Below are 19,354 nucleotides of genomic sequence, written 5' to 3' on the forward strand. Positions count from 1 at the left end.
AATGTTTGACTTGCTCATTTTGCTTTTTTAATAGTGTGTGCTCACTCAAAATTTACGTTGGCGCTTTGTTTTGTTCAGTTTTCAAAGAGCAATTTGTTTTGTCGTTTACTCTGTAAGCGACTTTTACATCTTATCATGTTTCAGTTTGTGTTGTCAACATGTTTTTTGATGTTTTTTTATTTCGTTAAAGTTTTGTTGAAGCTGCGAAAGCTGATGTCCCGCAGCGACATGTATTAATATAACACCTATATTATTATAGGTCAATACTAAAAATGATTTTTTAAGATATTTTTTATACTTTATAAAATCGGTGATAAACCTCGTGTCCTTTTGTCTCCGTTCTAATGGTATCGACTACTTTCTTTTCTATTAAGTATTCTAAAAGAACACCTATGTCCAATGAATAATAACTTAGTTCGGGATGTTCCATCAACTCTGCAATGCTCCAAGAACCTTCCCTTGTATTCATTATTTCAATTAAATGCTGAGAGCCGACATTTGTGCGGGAGTATATAAGAAACTCGCTAGCTAGAAAAAGAAGTTCCAATCTTTTCTCCAAGGTTTCTTCACTGCTTATTAGTTCTTCATATAGCTTATATATTTCCGGCTCCATATGTTTCACTTGGTTCCATACCGTGACCTCGGGGTGAAAACCTTGTTCTATTATTTCCAAACGGGCCAGATGATGTAACGAATGAACAATGTGGTTATAGGCATCCAAGTAATGGCCATTTTCGAAAAAGTCTTTACCATCTTTATATCTACGAATTAATTTCGCGAATTCCATGCCCATCTTCAGCTTTCTTCCATAGAAGGGAAACTCATGGATTTCGGTTTTCAACTGTTCCAAGTATTCATTGCGATCGAACAAGATCTTCCCATTATAAATCCAATCCACTACTTTTCGGTTTGATCCTAGCAAAATCCATTCTTTCACTTGTTTTTCTTTCACAACGTGTAAAGCAGCCTTCTTATCTTGATAGGTGTAATGTTTTAAATAAACGGGTTCCTCTGCATCATCGACAATGACAAAAAGAATATAGTCAAACGTATCGGTTATCGGACTGTTATGCTCTCTCTTTTCTATCAATAAAATTCCTAGTGTAGACTTTAAACTTGCTCGCTCTTGATAAATCGGGCGAAGGATATCTTCCATTATAAATTCCTCCAAAACCTTTTTTCTTTTTACATTCGACAATTCTCTTCAAAAATCCTGTTTTTCAACCTAGATGAGATATCCAATTTTCCATTCATCATTCAACAGACATTTGTATCCTCTATTTCTTTTTTGTTCCAGACCTAGTTTATGTTATAGTTAAAGTTATATTTTAGGAGGGTCTGACCATGGCTAAATATTCTAGCAAAATCAATAAAATCCGTACGTTTGCTTTAAGTTTGATCTTCGTCGGCTTCATCGTGATGTATATTGGTCTATTCTTCAAATCGCATCCTATCGTCATGACGCTATTCATGGGCCTGGGACTTTTATTCATTATCGCAAGCACTGGCGTATACTTTTGGATTGGAATGCTTTCCACAAAATCGATCCAGGTTATCTGCCCGAACTGCGGTAAACCTACGAAAATATTGGGAAGGGTCGATATATGTATGCATTGTAATGAATCATTGACCCTTGATAAAAAGTTAGAGGGCGAAGAATTCGATGAAAAATATAACCGCAAAAGCCTGAACGATTCATTGAAGTGAATGTAGTTATAGGCTATTGCAACAAAAAAAGTTCCAACCAAGTGGCGGAACTTTTTTTAATGCGCTTCTTTCTTTGCACAATCTGTGCAGTCTCCGTAGATTTCCATCCGATGGTGACTTACGTTGAATCCGGTGACCTGTGCTGCAAAGTGCTCGACTTCATCCAATGCTGGATAATCGAAGTCAACGATCTTACCGCAATTTTGACAGATTACATGATAATGATTCGTTGTTACGAAATCGAATCTCGCTGACGAATCACCATAGGTTAGTTCTTTAACCAATCCCACTTCACGGAACACACGCAGGTTGTTATAAACCGTAGCCACACTCATATTTGGAAACTTACCTTCTAACGCTTTATAGATATCATCAGCGGTAGGATGGGACATGGAGTTTATCAAATATTCAAGGATTGCATGGCGTTGTGGAGTTATTCTTACACCGGTATCTTTAAGGGAATCCAACGCTTCTTTCAACTGAACTTCAGACACCGTCATCCACCTCTTTTTCTAATCAAGTATGAATTATTACATTATAATGTTTATAAATAGTGTACTCCCCATCAGTTAGGTTTGTCAATCTTTCTACATCCTTAGTTTATTCACCATTCATTTATATATTTCTTATTTTTAAAGTTGATTCTAGTATCCCTTTTTAGGGTCGATGACATTAATGAAATCATTTCCCTTTTGAAGAAATTCTTTCATGTTTTCTTCGAAAATCGCAAAGGTCCTTGGTAAATATTCACTGCTTTTACTTGATAGATGCGGTGTTACCGTTACATTATCCATGCTCCAGAAAGGATGACCTTTTTCTAATGGTTCTGGTTCGAATACATCCAAGATTGCATGAGCCAGTTCATGGTTTTCCATGGCATCCACCAGCACTTCTTCTTTTACTAGGTCCCCACGTCCGATGTTCATGAAAACGGCAGAGCACTTCATTGCCTGAAAATGTTCTTTCTTTAGTAAATCCTTCGTTTCAGGTGTACTAGGTAAAACACAAACGATGTAATCCGCTTTGGGCAACGCTTCCCCTATCTCAGTAAGTCTATATAGATGATCAATGTGTTCAACGGCTTTACCGCTTCGATTGACTCCGAGGGTCGTCATTCTAAATGCCTTGGCAAGACGTGCCACTTCCCCGCCGATAGCCCCTGTACCAAGGATGAGCATCGTTTTTCCATTCAATTCGCCCACTTCTATCTTCCGGTCCCATATTTCGGCGGCTTCATTCTCAATTAGTTGCTTTAATTTTTTTTCATACTGCAACAACATGCCCATTGTGTATTCCGCCATTGGGATTTTATGAATGCCCCTTGCATTTGTCACCAGGATTCCGCGTTTCTCAATGGATGTCATAGGCAATAATTCCAGGCCGGCGCTCATGACCATGATCCATTTCACATTCACAGCCCGTTCAATGATTTCATCCGTTAAATCTTCTCCATATGTAATAAGAACTTCAGCTTCTTGAAGTTTTTCATCGGTCCATGTTTCTTGGTAATGGAATGTAAGATTTGGGAAAGTACGGGTCATCTTCGTTTGAATGTCTTCTTTTGGAATGATTGTTGAAAGTATTAACATCACTATCTCTCCTTTTTTTTACATAAAAAAACACGGGCACTTTATGTCCCGCGCAACTTTTCATGAGGAGGTATTCCCTTAATTAATCATATTCAGGGGTCCTCTTTTTGAGTTGGACAAACGCCTCTCCCTATTAAAAAGGGCTTTTATTTTAAGTGATCAGGGTTTAAATGGCATAATTCCGACGGTACAAATAAACCGTCCTTACGTATCAGTATATCATCAAAGTAGATGTCCCCGCCTCCATATTCTGGGCGCTGGATCAAGACCATGTCCCAATGTGAAGAAGATTGGTTCCCATTATCGGCTTCTTGATAGGATTGACCCGCTGCAAGGTGAAGGCTCCCGCTAATCTTCTCGTCAAAGAGGATATCGCCCATAGGTTCCAGAATATACGGGTTGACACCCATTGCGAATTCCCCGATATAACGGGATCCTTCATCCCCATCGAGTAGCCTGTTCATTTTGTCCGATTGATTGGAAGTCGCTTTCATGATTCTCCCCTCTTGAAACGAGAGTGTGATGTCCTGAAAGACATTGCCTTGATAGGCAGAAGACGTGTTGAAGGATATCGTTCCATTGACACTATCTTTCAGAGGTGCCGTGAATACTTCTCCGTCTGGCAGGTTATGATTTCCCGCGCAAATGACGGCAGGCATATTTTTTATCGAAAAAGTGAGGTCGGTCCCCGGCGAAAGGATTCGGACTTGATCAGTCCGCTCCATCCATTCCTTCAACACTTTCATGGCCCTTTCCATCTTGCGATAATCCAGTGTGCAAACGTTTAACAAGAAATCTTCATATTGTTCAAAGCTCATGCCGGCTTTTTTTGCAGAACCGATGGTCGGAAAATTCAGCAGGACCCAGCGCCGATTATTGACGAAAAACATCGTGGACGTTTTCATGGCCGCCTCTTGAAGATGATATCTTTCCGGAGGCACAATCGCCCCTCTCCCCTCGCTACCGTCACCGGACACGATGATGAGGGCATCTACGTCTTCGTATTTCTTATAATTCCACTCCGATAAGGTATCGAGCTGCTCCTTAACATTCCCTCTAAGGAGATGACTGGTGATTTCATCATCTTCGAGTTCCGCATAAGGATAGGCACCCATTCTATAGGCTTCATCAATCAGTTCCTTCATTAGAGCTTTTGCGGCTACAGGTCCACGGATCAAGACCCTCTCTTTCGCCTGCAATCTCAATGAATGATGAATCAGCCGCTCCGCAAGTTTGGTCAGTCGCTCATCCTTCATTAGCCTGTACCTTATTTTTCTAAGTCGCGAAGAGTTTCTAACGCTTCTTCGACGTGGCCCTTCACTTTGACTTTACGCCATTCTTTCACGATCTTCCCTTCCTTATCAATCAGGAAAGTCGAACGCTCGATGCCCATGTATTCCTTACCGAAGTTCTTTTTCAATTTCCATACGCCGTATAATTCAGCAACTTCCTGCTTTTCATCCGCAAGCAACAGGAAAGGCAGCCCATGTTTTTCAATGAATTTTTCATGTCGCGCTGCCGGATCCGGGCTAATCCCGATGATGACAGCATCGAGCTCTTCGAATTGCTCATTATGGTCACGGAAATCACACGCTTCCGTTGTACAACCGGGTGTCATGTCTTTTGGGTAAAAATATAATACAACGTGTTTACCACTGAATTGTGATAGGGAAACTTGTTCTCCGTTGTTTGCTGGCAGTTGAAAATCAGGTGCTTTTTCTCCAATGTTAAGTGTCATTCTAACCCCTCCATTTCTTTCATTATGGTAAGCGTACCCAATAATCGAAAGAAACACAACTTTCATTTCTTCTTGTTCTTTTCCTTCTGCTCGAAATCGATTACGGCCCTTATCACAAAGGCGGCCGGAAGCGTGTAGCCAATGAATGCTTGGATTGTCGCGATCATCCGGCCAATCCCGATTGGCGAGATATCCCCGTATCCAACCGAGAACATTGTCATCGCACTAAAATAGAAGGATGTCTTCAGCTGCTCAGAAAAGGTCCCATCCAACCGATTGCCCATATCAAGAATCACCGAATGATTCTGAAGCTCGTATAATAAATAAATCAGTGCAAAACCAACTAATAATGTCGCATATAAATTGCCGAGCCAGAGCATATCTTCAAGAGAAAACTTCTTTGCCTCCGACTCAGAAAGAAATAAGGTCCGAATGCTCATCACCATGCAAAAGATAATCCCCACAATCAAAATATAAAAGGTCATCCCTACGCCTCATTTCAAAACAGCCCACTCCCCCTATACATACTCTTAAACGAGTCAATATATGCTCGGTTTAGGGGGGCAGACCCTATTTCCCAAACACTTCAGATCGAAAAATACGTAGATGCAGCAGGCGTTTTGACGATATGCGGTGGGGGTCAGACCCCATTTCCCGACTTTTTCCTTGTTGACCCATACAATTGGGGTATGCTAAGATGGGTTAAATTTTTATAATATTTTATATTATTAGAATTTACTATCTGTTTTTTATATGGACGAGTTTTTTTGAATTTAATATGTGGAGATAGGTTCCTAATTTTTTAGGATGAAAAGGGAAGTCCGGTGTAATTCCGGCGCGGTCCCGCCACTGTAATGGGAATGTTAGGGCTATGTTTGTTGCCACTGATCTTTATGATTGGGAAGGCTTTAGCCGCTAAGTTAGATTCCTTGAGCCAGGAGACCTGCCTATTTCGACAACACTGTTTTAACCTACGGGAGATAGGGAAGTGTTAGGGACCTTATAAGGATAAGGGGTATTTTCGTGCCCCTTTATTTTAAGCATTTCTAACTTTCTCTTTTGACGGTTAGGGGTGCTTTTTTTGTTGATATTTCATTAAAAGGAGATGGATGTGTTGAAAAGTAGTAATATAGGGTACCCACGAATCGGTGAGGATCGTGAATGGAAACGTACATTAGAGGCATATTGGGCTGGAACATTAAACGAAACGGAATTCACGTCGCAATTGGAAGCGATCCGTTTAGGCAATTTGCAGAAACAAAAGGATCAAGGCATCAATATCATCCCGGTCAACGACTTTACGTTATATGATCAAATGCTCGATATGTCCGTCATGTTCGGCCTGGTGCCTGAGCGATATTCGGCTTATAAAGGTGGCAGTGTCCCCCTTTCCGTTTATTATTCAATGGCCCGTGGGAACAAGGATGAAGTCGCTTCCGAAATGACGAAATGGTTCAATACAAATTATCACTATATCGTTCCAGAGTTAAAACAGTCTCAGCTTACGTTGACAGAAAACAAGCCGCTTGCCGCTTACCGCGAAGCCAAGGAAAAACTAGGAATCGATACGAAACCGGTTATAGTCGGACCTTACACATTCATTTCTTTGTCAAAAGGCTATGATAAAAAAGATCTTCCGGCCATCATCCTGAGCTTGTTGCCTTTATACACAAAAATTTTGCGAGAGCTGGAACAAGAAGGCGTGAAGTGGGTGCAGATCGATGAACCTTCCCTTGTTTCTTCCCTTTCCAAAGACGAAATGAAAACTGTTACATACCTGTATGAAAAATTGAATGAAGCTGCACCCAACTTGAACATCATGCTGCAAACATACTTTGATGCTGTAGAGCACTACCAAGAAGTGATCGACTTGCCCGTTCAAGGAATTGGCCTTGATTTGGTCCATGACAAAGGAAAAAATCTCAGCAATCTTCAAACAGTCGGTTTCCCGCAAGATAAAATACTTGGGGCCGGTGTGATTGACGGGAAAAATATTTGGCTTTCTGACTTGACGAAAAAAATCGAGTTGGTCGGGTCCATTACGAAACACGTAGCCGAAGATCGAATTTGGCTTCAACCTTCCTGCTCCCTGCTACATGTTCCAGTGACGGTTCGAAACGAGACAGAACTAGCTAGCGATGTGAAAGAAGCCCTTGCCTTTGCTGATGAGAAACTAGAAGAAATCACGCTTTTGGTCAGAGGGAACAACGAAGGTCTAGAATCAATCGAAGAAAAGGTGGCGGCAAACAAAGCTGCATGGCAGACCTTAAAGAATTCAAAGGCCAGAAACCATAAAGACGTGCAATCCGCTGTTGAACAGTCGAAGCTGCAAACCCATGGCCGTACCCTGCCATTTAAACAGCGCTATCAAAAACAACAGGAGTATTTCAACCTGCCTTTCCTTCCAACCACTACAATTGGAAGCTTTCCGCAGACCGCGGAAGTTAAACAGGCCCGCGGGAAATTCAAACGCGGTGAATGGACATCTGATCAATATGAAGCATTCGTGAACGAGGAGATTGGCAGATGGATTGATATCCAGGAAGAAATCGGCTTGGATGTCCTTGTGCACGGGGAGTTCGAACGAACGGATATGGTCGAGTTCTTCGGTCATAAGCTGGGTGGATTCGTCTTTCTTGAAAAAGGATGGGTTCAGTCTTATGGCTCCCGCTGTGTAAAGCCTCCCGTGATCTATGGCGATGTCCATTTCATCGATCCGATGACGGTCAAAGAAAGTGTGTATGCACAAGCCTTGACTAAAAAAACGGTGAAGGGAATGCTGACCGGTCCCGTTACGATTCTGAACTGGTCGTTCGTCCGTGACGATATTTCACGGGAAAATATCTGCTATCAATTGGCATTGGCCTTGAAACAAGAAGTAGAGGCATTGGAATCAGCAGGGATCAAAATGATCCAAGTCGATGAACCAGCCCTGCGTGAAGGCCTTCCATTGAAAAAAAGCGACCGTGATGAATACTTAAACTGGGCGGTCCATTCATTTTTGATTTCCACTTCGAGCGTCGAAGACACAACACAAATTCACACTCATATGTGCTATTGTGATTTCAACAGCTTCATGGATGTCATCTCTTCCCTGGACGCTGATGTGATTTCCATCGAAACTTCTCGAAGCCATGGGGAGCTCGCTTCCGCTTTCGAGGAAAAAACATATGAAAAAGGAATCGGTCTTGGTGTGTATGACATTCATAGCCCTCGCGTTCCTGCAGTGGAAGAAATGGTCGATATGATTGAACGCGGTATCAAGGTGCTGGATAAAGATCAATTTTGGATCAATCCTGACTGTGGCCTGAAAACAAGGGCTGTTCCTGAAACCGTTGCTTCTCTGAAAAATATGGTTGAAGCTGCAACAATAGTCCGGAATAAGCTATTGGTCCCATAGGAAAATGACTGATCCTATAACGACGATTCCTATTCAGCAGTCACGGACTTTTTTAACGGATCTTGTTTTTCCACTCGATACGAACCATCACAATACCATCTTTGGCGGTAAAGTGATGGCATACGTGGATAAGATCGCCTGTATTGCTGCGATGCGCCACTGCCGGAAACCGGTCGTGACCGCCTCAAGCGACTCCTTTGACTTTCTGGCCCCCATTAAGACGGGGGATGCGATTAACTTGGAAGCCTATGTTACCTGTGCCCATCGGACATCGATGGAGGTTTTCGTAAAAGTGGAACGGGCGAACCTATTGACTGGTGAAAAACAACTTACCGCCCGTGCCTTTTTAACGATGCTTGCTATAGACGAAGATGGAAAGCCCGTACCGGTTCCACAGGTTTATCCGGAAACAGAAGAAGAAAAACGGCAGTACGTCCAAGCACAAGTTAGATATTTCGAAAGAAAAAACAAACGCATATAAGCAAAAAATCCCCTCAACAAAATTGTTGAAGGGATTTTTTTAGTTTCCTGCTCCGCGGTACCTTTTCACACCCTGATTCCAAATGAAGATCGAGATCATGAAAAAGACGACCCCTATGACAGGTGTGGCAAATGCATAGGCATACCACTCTTCTTTTCTAAGAAAATAGGAAGCCGGATACACACCGACAAAGGCAAATGGCAACACCCATGTCAGAACGAAACGGATAACCTTGTTATAGATATCAACCGGGTAGCGGCCGTAGTTCCCGATGTTATACATCATCGGCATGATGGACGTTTTGGCATCAGACCAGAACCCGATGCTTGCAATCGCCACGAAAATGGCTGCATACGCCAATGCACCACCAATCGCAAACAACACAAAGAGAATCGGGTCGTACCAAGCAAGCTCCAAGCTTAACGAAGCACCGGAATAAAAGATGATAATCAATCCGGTCACTACTCCAAATAACGATTCAAGCTCTATCCGTTCTAAGATGACTTGAAAAAGGCTGTGAATGGGCCTGGTCAAAATCCGGTCCATCTCCCCTTTGACGATATAGCGTTCGTTGAAATCCCAGATGTTGAAAAAGGATGAAAAGAGCGCAAACGGAATCAGGAAAAAACCGTATATGAAAATGATTTCATCCCGGCTCCATCCACTCAGAAATTCCGTATGCCCGAAGACCACTAAGATGAAGACCAGATTCACGACTTGGTTCAACAAATCAGAAAGAATCTCGATGAAGAAATCAGCGCGGTATTGCAATCTCGTTTTCATATACTGACTCACATATTGTAAAAACATCGATACATAAAACATCCCATCAACCTCCTTGAATAATCAGCTGTTTTTTTGCGACTATCCATAATACCTGGATGGGGATGACGAGAATGATGACCCAGATCAATTGCTGTAAAAGAGCCATGCCGATTTCTCCCGCACCATACCCATTCGTGAAAATCATGCTAGGAACATAGCTGATTCCTTGGAATGGCAGGAATTTCATGATATCTTGTGCCCAGAGCGGATAGAAAGAAATGGGCAGCAGTAACCCCGAAAACAAATCGACAATGACCCGTTTTGCCCGTATCAGCCCAGCATTGTTATATAAAAAGAATGTAGTGATTCCCGTTAATAAGTTAATTTGTGTATTGATGATAAAGCTGAATAACAGGGAAATACCGAAAAGCCCCCATGTCGCAGGTTCGTTGGGTAAATGGATAGGAAAGATAATGGCGACGAGCAACATACCTGGAATGGAGAAGAAAAAGAAACGGAAAATCCCCTCACCAAGTCCTTGCATCGTTTTCATGCCTAAATAATTATAAGGACGTATCATCTCTATCGCGACCTTGCCATCCTTGATCTCTGTGGCAATCTCACGGTCAATATTGTTGAAATAGAAGGCGCGCGCCATCCAGGCAACCGCAACATAGGTTGTCATCTGCATGCCCGATAGCCCTTCTATTGAACTCTTCTCTCCGTATATCGCATTCCACAAGAAATAATAAGCACCGATATTGATGCTATAAATTAAAATACCGGTATAATAATCGGTACGATACGCAAGCATCATCAAAAAACGCATGCGAATCATTGCAAGATACTTTCCCATGGTCCTCTCCCTTCTTGGTAGACACATTTTTTCTGAAAGAGTCAGACCGTGCCTTCTTCATAAATATTACGAACAATTTCTTCAATGGACGTTTCGTGGATTTTGACGTCCTTGATTTTAAAACATGAAACGACAGCGGCGACAAGCTGAGAAATATGATCGCTCTCCTCTTTCAACACGGCTATGTATGTGTAATTTTTTTCGTCGTATTCCCAGTTTACGTTGAATGGCAGTGCTAGGGATTGAAGTTCTTGCAGTTCGACTGGCTCAATGAATTGGAAATGGACTTGCTTTTCCTCTGCCCAATTGTCTTTCAGGCTTTGCAATTCCCCATCATAAATGATTTGCCCTTCATCAAGCATGATCACCCGCTCGCACAAGGCTTCAATATCCCCTAGGTCGTGCGTGGTCAGAAGAATCGTCGTATTATATTTTTCATTGATTTCCTTTAGGAACTCACGGATCTTCAATTTCACTAACACATCAAGACCGATCGTTGGCTCATCCAGGAAAAGCAACGGTGGATTATGAATCAATGCCGCGGCTAATTCACACCGCATCCGCTGGCCAAGGGAAAGCTTACGCACCGGCTTATCGAGCAAGGGCCCGATATCTAACGTTTTGATTACATGTTCCATATGATCGTTATATTGTTCATCAGACACTTTATACACTTTTTTCAGCAAGCGGAAGGATTCCTGTACGGCAATATCCCACCATAGTTGCGAACGTTGCCCGAAGACGACCCCGATGGTCTGCGTGAATTTCTCCCGTTCTTTATGCGGATTCATGCCATTGACCACGATATCACCGGATGTCGGTTCCAAAATGCCCGTCAGCATTTTTATCGTTGTCGACTTGCCTGCCCCATTTTCTCCGATATACGCTACCATCTCACCCTTTTTTACAGTAAAATTGATATCGTTCACGGCAGGCACAATTTTATAATTTCTTGTAAGTAAGTCGCGGAAAGCCCCTTTTAACCCGGATCGACTTGATACCGACTTAAATTCCTTCCGCAATTGTTTAACCTGGATTGCATGGCTCATTTTGTTATTTTCCTCCAAAATTTCTTGTCCTAATCAAATAGTTTAGCCAACCTAAGCTTTTTAAACAATTAAAATGCTTGGATTTTTAGCAGGCTGTCGTTAGGCCGAATTTCGACGTTGTATGCGATACCTATATAAAGGAGACAAGTATGCTATGAATATAAAAAAGTTATTACTCACGCAAATCGAAAAAATCGTCCTGGAACTTCGTTATGATTTCTTATATGAGGACGAGTACGATCAATTATTATGCCAAATCGTCCAACGGGATTCCTCCGGATCGATCGAACACACCCCGTTAAGCTTTCATTTACATATTAATGAAGAAAAAGGAAACGGACACCTGACCTACTACCAAGCCCAAGGCGAAATCAAACGCCAAACCTTCAACATCGAAAACCCTGACACCATCCTTGACATCCTGACCTTCATAAAAGGGATTTTGGGGTCAGACCCCATTTCCCAAACAGAATAATGCATCCAAAAAGCTGTAACGACAAGGGTTACAGCTTTTTCGGATGGGGGTCAGACCCTATTTCCCAGCTCTTTATAGGAGACTAGCTGGATGTTACGAACGGCTATGGCTTTTTGGATTGCCGGGTCTGTGAGGATGGACATTTCCTTTACGCGCGGGAGGGCATAGGAGCTTCCGGTTAGGATTGCTTCGTCTATATAACCCGGATGGCACATGATTTCGACTGTCTCGGAAGATAGACTGGAATCCAGGATGTCGATTAAGTGATTCGTCGTCAAGTTGGATCCGAAGAAATCCGTTATCAATCTATCTGTCGTTTTTATCTCTGTATAACCATGAAGCGAATCCTCTAATCTCCTAACCGGCACGCCATGCTTTTTCGCTATCTTTTCAACAATGGGGGAAACTTTCTCCAGGCCGTGAACATGGTGGTGGCTGTCTATGTGAGTCGGTTTCAGTCCTAGTGATAGGAACCTTTCCATCTGACTGTTCAATTCTTTCTCTATATCCGCAGGTTCAGCAAACTTTGGCATATCCCCAATTCGATGAAATTCACCGTCCTCCCTCACCAATGATGGAACATCGCTCCGCACCGGATGGCCGCAGGTCAAAACCAAATGAACCCCCACACCTAGACCCTGAATTTCCTTAGCTAAAGCTGCAGCATGTTCAGCCCCTGGCATATTGGCCATCAAAGTTGCTGACGTCACGACACCATTCTGAAAACACTCAATGATCCCCAGATTAATTCCCTTGCAATACCCAAAATCATCCGCATTCACAATCAACTTCGTCATCCTTATCCCCCTTCCAAGATCCTTACCTACTACTATGAATATACCAGACTACGGGGGTCAGACCCTATTTCCCAAACAAAATAAAATCGAGAGAAGCTTGGTATATATGGGGTCGGGCTGACTTGTTTGGGGGTCAGACCCCATTTCCCAGGGATTTTCAGCTTGAAAAGTGCTATGATTAGGAGGGATTATGTTTGTATTTTTAGGAGGTTTTTAGATTGGATTTTACTAATTCGGAAATTATACATAAAGAGGCTTTGGAGCATATTGTTGGTGGGGTGAATAGTCCTTCCCGTTCTTATAAAGCGGTGGGCGGCGGTTCGCCGGTTGCCATGGATCATGCCAAGGGAGCTTATTTCTGGGACGTTGATGGTAACAAGTATATCGATTATCTAGCGGCATACGGCCCGATCATCACAGGTCATGCCCACCCTCATATCACGAAGGCGATCACAAAGGCTGCAGAAACGGGTGTTTTATACGGTACGCCGACTAAACATGAAGTCACCTTTGCCAAAATGTTAAAAGAGGCGATGCCTGGCCTTGATAAGGTCCGTTTCACTAATTCTGGTACCGAATCTGTCATGTCAACCATCCGCGTAGCCCGCGCTTACACGGGTCGCGACAAAATCATCAAGTTTGCCGGCTGCTATCACGGTCACTCCGACCTTGTGTTGGTTGCTGCAGGTTCTGGTCCATCCACACTTGGAACACCCGATTCCGCTGGTGTCCCTAAAAGCATCGCACAGGAAGTCATCACGGTTCCTTTCAATGATATCGAACCATTTAAAGAAGCACTGAAAAAATGGGGCAATGAAATTGCCGGTGTCCTGGTCGAACCGATCGTCGGCAACTTCGGAATCGTCGAACCGCATCCTGGATTCTTAGAAGACGTGATTTCGTTATCACACGAAGCTGGAGCTCTTGTCATTTTTGATGAAGTCATCACGGCATTCCGCTTCATGTACGGTGGGGCCCAAGATTTACTTGGCGTTCAACCTGACTTGACCGCTCTTGGAAAAATCATCGGTGGGGGCCTTCCAATCGGTGCCTACGGCGGTAAAAAAGAAATCATGGATACGGTCGCACCACTAGGACCCGCTTATCAAGCAGGAACGATGGCCGGAAATCCAGCTTCCATGCTTTCTGGGATTGCTTGCTTGGAAGTGTTGAAAGAAGAAGGCGTTTATGAAGAGCTTGATCGTTTAGGAAAAATCCTGGAGGACGGCATTCTTAAAGCCGCTCGCCAATATAACGTGCCAATTACGATCAATCGACTAAAAGGTGCTTTGACCATCTATTTCACTACAGAAACAATCGAAAACTACGAGCAGGCTGAAAATACGGACGGCGAAATGTTCGGTAAATTTTTCAAGCTGATGCTTAACCAAGGGATCAATTTGGCGCCATCTAAATATGAAGCCTGGTTCCTGACAACGGCCCATACGGACGAGGATATCGCTTATACTTTAAAAGCGGTTGAACATGCATTCAAGAACCTAATATAAGCGAGATAAAAGTATAAATATACAATAAAAATTCAACCCCAAGCTGAATATTCAGCTTGGGGTTTTCTCATTTCAGCCAAATAAAACTTTTAAACTGGCTTTCATGGCATTCCCTCACAAATCACACCCATTCACCCTATCCATTATACTGTATAAAAAATTGATTTCTGAATATTTAAATGATATGATACCAATACATTTATATCCATTTATTCTTTATTATCTCAATAAAAAACTTAAACTTTTTTAAGTTTACCAATAAGCTAGTTTCCTCATTAAAATCAAAAGTCACAGGAGGTGAACGGCAGCTAATAAGGGATATCCTTATTGACGCCAAACATATGACTCAACAATGGACACCTGCTACATTCAAAGAATTCTATAGGGAAGAACATGATGCATGCGGAATCGTGGCCTGTATCGAGAAAAAGAAAATCCCAACCAACGAAAACATTTTCGCTTGTATCGACGCTTTAGTTAAAATGAATCACCGTTGTGGCTTTATCAATGGCGAAGGCGATGGCGCCGGTATCCATATTGATATTCCGAGAGCTCTTTGGAAAAAGAAACTCGAAACGGAAAACATCGATTCCCGCATCGTCGACGAAGATGATTTCATCGTCGGTCACTTATTTTTAAGCAGAAAAACGGATGCGCGTGAATTAAAAGCCGAAGTCAAAGAAAAATTGCAAAAACATGGACTATCTTTAGTCTTTGATACGGATAAAGCCTACCGCTCTGAAGCTCTTGGCCCCATTGCCATCCAAGAAAATCCTGTATTCTGGCAAATCGCCTGTTCATCCACGACTAAAAATCAGCAGGAACTTTCCAATGTCCTTTTTGAGCTGACTTCCGATATCGAACATAGTGACTTCATCCATGTCGCTTCCTTAAGCCAGCATCATGCCATCTACAAAGTAATGGGTGCCGGAGATACACTCCCTGCTTACTATCACGATCTAGCCGACCCTCTTGCTGCCTCTACCATGACACTAGGACATAACCGTTTTTCAACCAATACTCTATCAAGTTTTTTCCGTGTGCAACCATTCAGCGTGCTAGGACACAATGGAGAGATCAATACCATTGCCAAATTGCGTGATGAAGCCAAAATGGTCGGGGTGCCCATCGCCAAAGACGGAAGCGATTCCCAGGATCTGAACAAAACGATTGAAACATTCATCTGCCGTCACGGCTACTCATTATTCGAAGCGATCGACCTTGTTTTCCCGCCCATCATCAACGAAATCAAGGAATACCCGGAGCATTTGCAAAACCTCTATACGTATCTAAGGGAGGCATGGGGGCATTTTGCACAAGGTCCAGCTGGGATCATCTCCCGTTTTGGTGATGAAGCCGTATTTTCCGTCGACTCGTTAGGGTTACGTCCGCTTTGGAATATCGAGACATCTTCTTCCTATATGTTCACTTCCGAGCCTGGGATCATCCCTTCCTCTGAATATACAGGCGACCCAAGACCGATGGGGCCAGGGGAAAAAGTCGGGTTAAAATGGAACGGGGACCGTATTGAACTATACAACTACAAAGATTTCCAAGGAAAAGTGTATGAGCGCTTCAATGATCGTTTCGTCCTTTCGAACGACCTTGTTCGCCTGCAGCCGCCTGTTTTCGAGAAGGTGGTCACGATGACACAACCACAAGCCATCCATAACGGGCAATACAAGGCCTTCGGTTGGGAAAGAGAGCATGTTCAACTAGTCGAGCAGATGGCTGAAAAAGGCGCAGAACCGATCCGTTCACTAGGCCATGATGCTCCCCTTGCCGCCCTTAACCCACAGCGGACCAATCTGGCGGATTTCATTAAGGAAAGTGTCGCCGTTGTAACCAACCCAGCTATCGACCGGGACCGGGAAACCGAGCACTTTTCAACGAGAACCATCATCGGAAGGCGTCCGGCTTTATTTGAAGCAAAAAAGGCAGGCCAAGTTACGGAACTTCTGACCCCTTTATTAATTGAAGGCCTAACCGGTTATGAATGTTCCTCCATCCTTTCACAACCAAGTTACGACCAATTCATTCAATACAACCGAGAACACAAACTGGCTCATTTCATTTCAAGCACGTTTACTGAAAAGGAAAGCATTCCTGAGGCTTTAAAAAGAATTACCGATGAAGCCGTGAAATCCGTCGATGCGGGGAAAACGCTACTCGTCCTCGATGACGCCCTCGCTCATCAAGGTGGCAACCTTTGGCTTGACCCACACCTGGTCACATCAGCTGTCGATCAGGCACTGGTCAATTCGGGTAAGCGCCGGGACTGTTCTATCCTGCTACGTTCCGCATCGCTGAGGTCATTGCATGACATCATCGTTGCCTATGGACTTGGAGCCAACTTGATCAGCCCTTATTTCATGTTCCTTTCTCTATCTTCGGAAGATCTGAAAGGGGTTATGAATCTATATAACTCGTTGACAAAAGGGCTGGAAAAGGTCATCTCCACCATCGGGATTCACGAATTACGCGGCTATGGCCGCCTGTTCTCAAGCATCGGGTTACATGAAGAAATCGCCTCTTATTTGAATGTGGCCAACTTTTTCGGTTCAAATCAATTGGACTATGATTTTGAAAAAATCAAAGAGGATAGCATCCAGCGTGCAGTGGATTATGATAATGACAAAGAGCGGATGGGTAAAACCTTTCATCTGTTCCCCCGGATTTGGAAATCCATTGGCGAAGTCGCCTCCACCGGGAACTATGACGCCTATCGTGAAAAAATCACGGAACAAGAAGAATCGAATCCGACGACGATCCGCCATCTAACCTCACTGAAGAAGTCTGACGCGCCAGTCCCTTCAGAGGATGTCAGTCTAACCATTGGTGATCAGGAGTTACCGTTCGTCATCGCCTCCATGTCATTCGGGTCGCAAAATGAAATAGCTTTCCGTGCTTACGCAGAGGCCGCCGAGCGGTTGGGCATGATCAGTATGAATGGTGAAGGAGGAGAAATCAAAGATATGCTCGGAAAATATCCGAAATCCCGTGGGCAGCAAATTGCTTCCGGACGGTTCGGTGTCAACGCCGAGCTATTGAACTCATCCAACCTATTGGAAATTAAGATTGGGCAAGGGGCAAAGCCTGGTGAAGGCGGACATCTTCCCGGCTCGAAAGTTACGGCAAAAATTGCGGAGGCACGGAATGCGACAATCGGTTCTGACTTGATCTCTCCTTCCAATAACCATGATATTTACTCAATTGAAGACTTAGCTCAAATGATCCACGAGTTGAAAACGGCAAACGACAAAGCCAAAGTGGCCGTCAAGGTGCCGGTTGTTCCAAACATCGGGACGATTGCCGTCGGTGTGGCAAAGGCTGGAGCCGATATCATCACGCTTTCGGGCTTTGATGGTGGAACAGGTGCAGCACGGATTCATGCCCTTGAACATGTCGGTCTTCCTGTCGAAATTGGCGTGAAAGCCGCCCATAACGCGCTGCTTGAGTCAGGCATCCGGCAAAACATCGAAATTTGGGCAGACGGCGGGTTAAAAAGTTCGATGGATATCCTGAAGATGATGTTGCTTGGGGCCAACCGTGTCGGTTTCGGTACCCTATCCATGATAGCCGTTGGCTGTACAACTTGCCGCGGGTGCCACCTGGATACATGTCACGTCGGGATTGCCACCCAAATCGAATCGGAAGCACAAGCTAAGGAACATGGATTACGTCGCTTCGTTCCTCGAAAATTTGATATGGCGGTTCAAGGTTTGACGAATATGTTCACGGCATTCGGCCAGGAACTAAAAAGCCTGACCGGATCACTTGGTGTGAAGAACCTTCAAGACATCGTCGGCCGCTCCGATTTGCTTGAGCAAGTGAAAGGCCAGCAATCCCTGGATTTAACCTATTTATTAAAGAATCTTGATATTACCCCATTCTCCAATAGGGAAAAAGAAGCTTATTTGAATGAAAGTTCCTTGCAGGTGGCAGTTGGAGCGGAATATCTGGATTCACATGTTGAAGAATTGCAGCAATCCCGCAGCTATAGCGGCATCACTTCAGAGCAACGGGTCCTTGGAAGCCGGGTTTCGTGTCATCGCGTTCGGAACAGGTTGGACGGCTCGTATAAAAAGTTGCCCCCTGTTCATCTTTCCTATCAGGATGGTTCCATACCGGGTAATGGCCTTGGTGCCTATAACACCGAGGGAATCACCATTAGCGTAAATGGCGGTGCCCAGGATGGAATCGGCAAAACATCGATTGGTGGAAATATCGCGATTTTCAAATCGCCGGGGAAAGATGGCAAGCTTTACAATGGCTCTGTCGGTAAAGGCTTCGGCTATGGAGCCCAGCATGGTCTCCTTATTGCCCAAGGTGATGCAGATGCAAGGGCTGGCATCCGGCTTTCGGGAGCCGACATGATTATCGGGGGCCTAGTGAAAAAGCCGATCCCGGAACAAGAAAACGGGAACATTGCCGTAACCTCGAATATCAAGGGATTTGCGTTTGAATACATGACAAACGGCCGCGGATTGGTTCTAGGTGATCCGGGTCCATGGATTTGTGCAGGCATGACCGGCGGTGTCGTCTATTTAAGGATTCAACCGGAAGTTGGCTTAACGAAAGATGTCATCCAAAGAAGAATTGCAAAAGGCGCAAAAATTTCGATTGAAGCCCTTTCCAAGAAAGGAGTTCAAGACATAAACGAGCTCCTTGGCAAATATGTGTCCCTTTTAAATGAACAAGGACAAAAGGAAGAAGCAGCCTCTCTTGGGGCCTTGCTCCATAATCCGGGCAATCACTTCCTACAAGTTGTTCCTGTTAAAGAGCAAGCGGATCCATCTGTATCTACAGAATGATGATAAAAGCTAATGTCCCCTATACAGGACATTAGCTTTTTCCATCTTCCATCACAGCCAATTCCTTATGAAAAATGCAATTTTCTACATTGTCATAAAATCTTCATTTTTTCCTATATGTAAAAAGCTTATAATTACTTTTACGGCTTTGCTCATTACTTTTTGTTTACAACAT

At 43.7% G+C, this 19,354-nt stretch carries 16 protein-coding genes and 1 riboswitch; of the genes, 6 read left to right on the plus strand and 10 right to left on the minus strand.

Going from position 1 to position 19,354, the window contains the following annotated elements; all coding sequences use genetic code 11:
• Window positions 1-292 precede the first annotated feature (292 nt).
• Complete coding sequence (locus tag ACIQXN_RS10750; RefSeq protein ID WP_402966121.1) at window positions 293-1,156, minus strand: nucleotidyltransferase-like protein; 864 nt, start codon at window positions 1,154-1,156, stop codon at window positions 293-295.
• A 188-nt stretch (window positions 1,157-1,344) separates the two neighbouring features.
• Between ACIQXN_RS10750 and ACIQXN_RS10755 the strand changes: the two genes are divergently transcribed.
• Entirely contained in the window at window positions 1,345-1,707 is a 363-nt protein-coding gene (locus tag ACIQXN_RS10755; RefSeq protein WP_402966123.1) for a YgzB family protein, read from the plus strand.
• Between the two features lie 56 nt (window positions 1,708-1,763).
• Here the strand turns inward: ACIQXN_RS10755 and perR are convergent, their stop codons facing one another.
• The 5 genes from perR to ACIQXN_RS10780 form a co-directional block, all read right to left on the minus strand.
• Entirely contained in the window at window positions 1,764-2,207 is a 444-nt protein-coding gene (gene perR / locus ACIQXN_RS10760) for a peroxide-responsive transcriptional repressor PerR (RefSeq protein ID WP_402966125.1), read from the minus strand.
• Between the two features lie 144 nt (window positions 2,208-2,351).
• On the minus strand, window positions 2,352-3,296 hold the full coding sequence (locus tag ACIQXN_RS10765) for a D-2-hydroxyacid dehydrogenase (protein ID WP_402966127.1): 945 nt from the start codon (window positions 3,294-3,296) through the stop codon (window positions 2,352-2,354).
• A gap of 146 nt (window positions 3,297-3,442) precedes the next feature.
• Complete coding sequence (locus tag ACIQXN_RS10770; protein WP_402966129.1) at window positions 3,443-4,552, minus strand: aminopeptidase; 1,110 nt, start codon at window positions 4,550-4,552, stop codon at window positions 3,443-3,445.
• A gap of 11 nt (window positions 4,553-4,563) precedes the next feature.
• Entirely contained in the window at window positions 4,564-5,034 is a 471-nt protein-coding gene (gene bcp, locus ACIQXN_RS10775) for a thioredoxin-dependent thiol peroxidase (RefSeq protein ID WP_402966131.1), read from the minus strand.
• A 62-nt stretch (window positions 5,035-5,096) separates the two neighbouring features.
• Window positions 5,097-5,519, minus strand: coding sequence for a potassium channel family protein (locus ACIQXN_RS10780; RefSeq protein WP_402966133.1), 423 nt, complete (start codon window positions 5,517-5,519; stop codon window positions 5,097-5,099).
• A gap of 286 nt (window positions 5,520-5,805) precedes the next feature.
• Window positions 5,806-5,999: riboswitch (cobalamin riboswitch) on the plus strand.
• 140 nt (window positions 6,000-6,139) lie between these two features.
• Here ACIQXN_RS10780 and metE point away from each other — a divergent pair.
• Together metE and ACIQXN_RS10790 are read left to right on the plus strand one after the other, a co-directional pair.
• Window positions 6,140-8,434 carry a 5-methyltetrahydropteroyltriglutamate--homocysteine S-methyltransferase gene (metE, locus tag ACIQXN_RS10785; protein WP_402966135.1) on the plus strand — a complete coding sequence of 765 codons (2,295 nt, stop codon included), beginning with the start codon at window positions 6,140-6,142 and terminating at the stop codon, window positions 8,432-8,434.
• A 4-nt stretch (window positions 8,435-8,438) separates the two neighbouring features.
• Complete coding sequence (locus ACIQXN_RS10790) at window positions 8,439-8,915, plus strand: acyl-CoA thioesterase (RefSeq protein ID WP_402966137.1); 477 nt, start codon at window positions 8,439-8,441, stop codon at window positions 8,913-8,915.
• Between the two features lie 39 nt (window positions 8,916-8,954).
• Here the strand turns inward: ACIQXN_RS10790 and ACIQXN_RS10795 are convergent, their stop codons facing one another.
• From ACIQXN_RS10795 to ACIQXN_RS10805, 3 genes are read right to left on the minus strand one after another with little or no spacing between them, the layout of a single operon-like run.
• On the minus strand, window positions 8,955-9,740 hold the full coding sequence (locus tag ACIQXN_RS10795) for an ABC transporter permease (RefSeq protein WP_402966139.1): 786 nt from the start codon (window positions 9,738-9,740) through the stop codon (window positions 8,955-8,957).
• A gap of 4 nt (window positions 9,741-9,744) precedes the next feature.
• A complete protein-coding gene (locus ACIQXN_RS10800; RefSeq protein WP_402966141.1) occupies window positions 9,745-10,536 on the minus strand; it encodes an ABC transporter permease in 792 nt (263 codons plus the stop codon).
• A gap of 41 nt (window positions 10,537-10,577) precedes the next feature.
• On the minus strand, window positions 10,578-11,585 hold the full coding sequence (locus ACIQXN_RS10805; RefSeq protein WP_402966143.1) for an ABC transporter ATP-binding protein: 1,008 nt from the start codon (window positions 11,583-11,585) through the stop codon (window positions 10,578-10,580).
• Between the two features lie 154 nt (window positions 11,586-11,739).
• Here ACIQXN_RS10805 and ACIQXN_RS10810 point away from each other — a divergent pair, with 154 nt between their 5' ends.
• Window positions 11,740-12,060, plus strand: coding sequence for a hypothetical protein (locus ACIQXN_RS10810; RefSeq protein ID WP_402966145.1), 321 nt, complete (start codon window positions 11,740-11,742; stop codon window positions 12,058-12,060).
• Between the two features lie 50 nt (window positions 12,061-12,110).
• Here the strand turns inward: ACIQXN_RS10810 and chbG are convergent, their stop codons facing one another.
• On the minus strand, window positions 12,111-12,857 hold the full coding sequence (gene chbG, locus ACIQXN_RS10815; protein WP_402966147.1) for a chitin disaccharide deacetylase: 747 nt from the start codon (window positions 12,855-12,857) through the stop codon (window positions 12,111-12,113).
• A gap of 218 nt (window positions 12,858-13,075) precedes the next feature.
• On the opposite strand from chbG, the gene ACIQXN_RS10820 reads away from it, so the two are divergent.
• Window positions 13,076-14,365, plus strand: coding sequence for a glutamate-1-semialdehyde 2,1-aminomutase (locus tag ACIQXN_RS10820; RefSeq protein WP_402966149.1), 1,290 nt, complete (start codon window positions 13,076-13,078; stop codon window positions 14,363-14,365).
• A 341-nt stretch (window positions 14,366-14,706) separates the two neighbouring features.
• Window positions 14,707-19,179, plus strand: coding sequence for a glutamate synthase-related protein (locus ACIQXN_RS10825; protein ID WP_402966151.1), 4,473 nt, complete (start codon window positions 14,707-14,709; stop codon window positions 19,177-19,179).
• Window positions 19,180-19,354 lie beyond the last annotated feature (175 nt).

Source organism: Peribacillus sp. NPDC097295 (assembly GCF_044761665.1).
In the GTDB taxonomy this organism is placed as follows: domain Bacteria; phylum Bacillota; class Bacilli; order Bacillales; family DSM-1321; genus Peribacillus.

Excerpts from the sequence above, each read along its gene's own strand:
- ACIQXN_RS10750 (WP_402966121.1), bottom strand. The coding sequence starts at position 1,156 with ATGGAAGATATCCTTCGCCCGATTTATCAAGAGCGAGCAAGTTTAAAG.
- ACIQXN_RS10755 (WP_402966123.1), top strand. The coding sequence starts at position 1,345 with ATGGCTAAATATTCTAGCAAAATCAATAAAATCCGTACGTTTGCTTTA.
- perR (WP_402966125.1), bottom strand. The coding sequence starts at position 2,207 with ATGACGGTGTCTGAAGTTCAGTTGAAAGAAGCGTTGGATTCCCTTAAA.
- ACIQXN_RS10765 (WP_402966127.1), bottom strand. The coding sequence starts at position 3,296 with ATGTTAATACTTTCAACAATCATTCCAAAAGAAGACATTCAAACGAAG.
- ACIQXN_RS10770 (WP_402966129.1), bottom strand. The coding sequence starts at position 4,552 with ATGAAGGATGAGCGACTGACCAAACTTGCGGAGCGGCTGATTCATCAT.
- bcp (WP_402966131.1), bottom strand. The coding sequence starts at position 5,034 with ATGACACTTAACATTGGAGAAAAAGCACCTGATTTTCAACTGCCAGCA.
- ACIQXN_RS10780 (WP_402966133.1), bottom strand. The coding sequence starts at position 5,519 with ATGACCTTTTATATTTTGATTGTGGGGATTATCTTTTGCATGGTGATG.
- metE (WP_402966135.1), top strand. The coding sequence starts at position 6,140 with ATGGATGTGTTGAAAAGTAGTAATATAGGGTACCCACGAATCGGTGAG.
- ACIQXN_RS10790 (WP_402966137.1), top strand. The coding sequence starts at position 8,439 with ATGACTGATCCTATAACGACGATTCCTATTCAGCAGTCACGGACTTTT.
- ACIQXN_RS10795 (WP_402966139.1), bottom strand. The coding sequence starts at position 9,740 with ATGTTTTATGTATCGATGTTTTTACAATATGTGAGTCAGTATATGAAA.
- ACIQXN_RS10800 (WP_402966141.1), bottom strand. The coding sequence starts at position 10,536 with ATGGGAAAGTATCTTGCAATGATTCGCATGCGTTTTTTGATGATGCTT.
- ACIQXN_RS10805 (WP_402966143.1), bottom strand. The coding sequence starts at position 11,585 with ATGAGCCATGCAATCCAGGTTAAACAATTGCGGAAGGAATTTAAGTCG.
- ACIQXN_RS10810 (WP_402966145.1), top strand. The coding sequence starts at position 11,740 with ATGAATATAAAAAAGTTATTACTCACGCAAATCGAAAAAATCGTCCTG.
- chbG (WP_402966147.1), bottom strand. The coding sequence starts at position 12,857 with ATGACGAAGTTGATTGTGAATGCGGATGATTTTGGGTATTGCAAGGGA.
- ACIQXN_RS10825 (WP_402966151.1), top strand. The coding sequence starts at position 14,707 with ATGACTCAACAATGGACACCTGCTACATTCAAAGAATTCTATAGGGAA.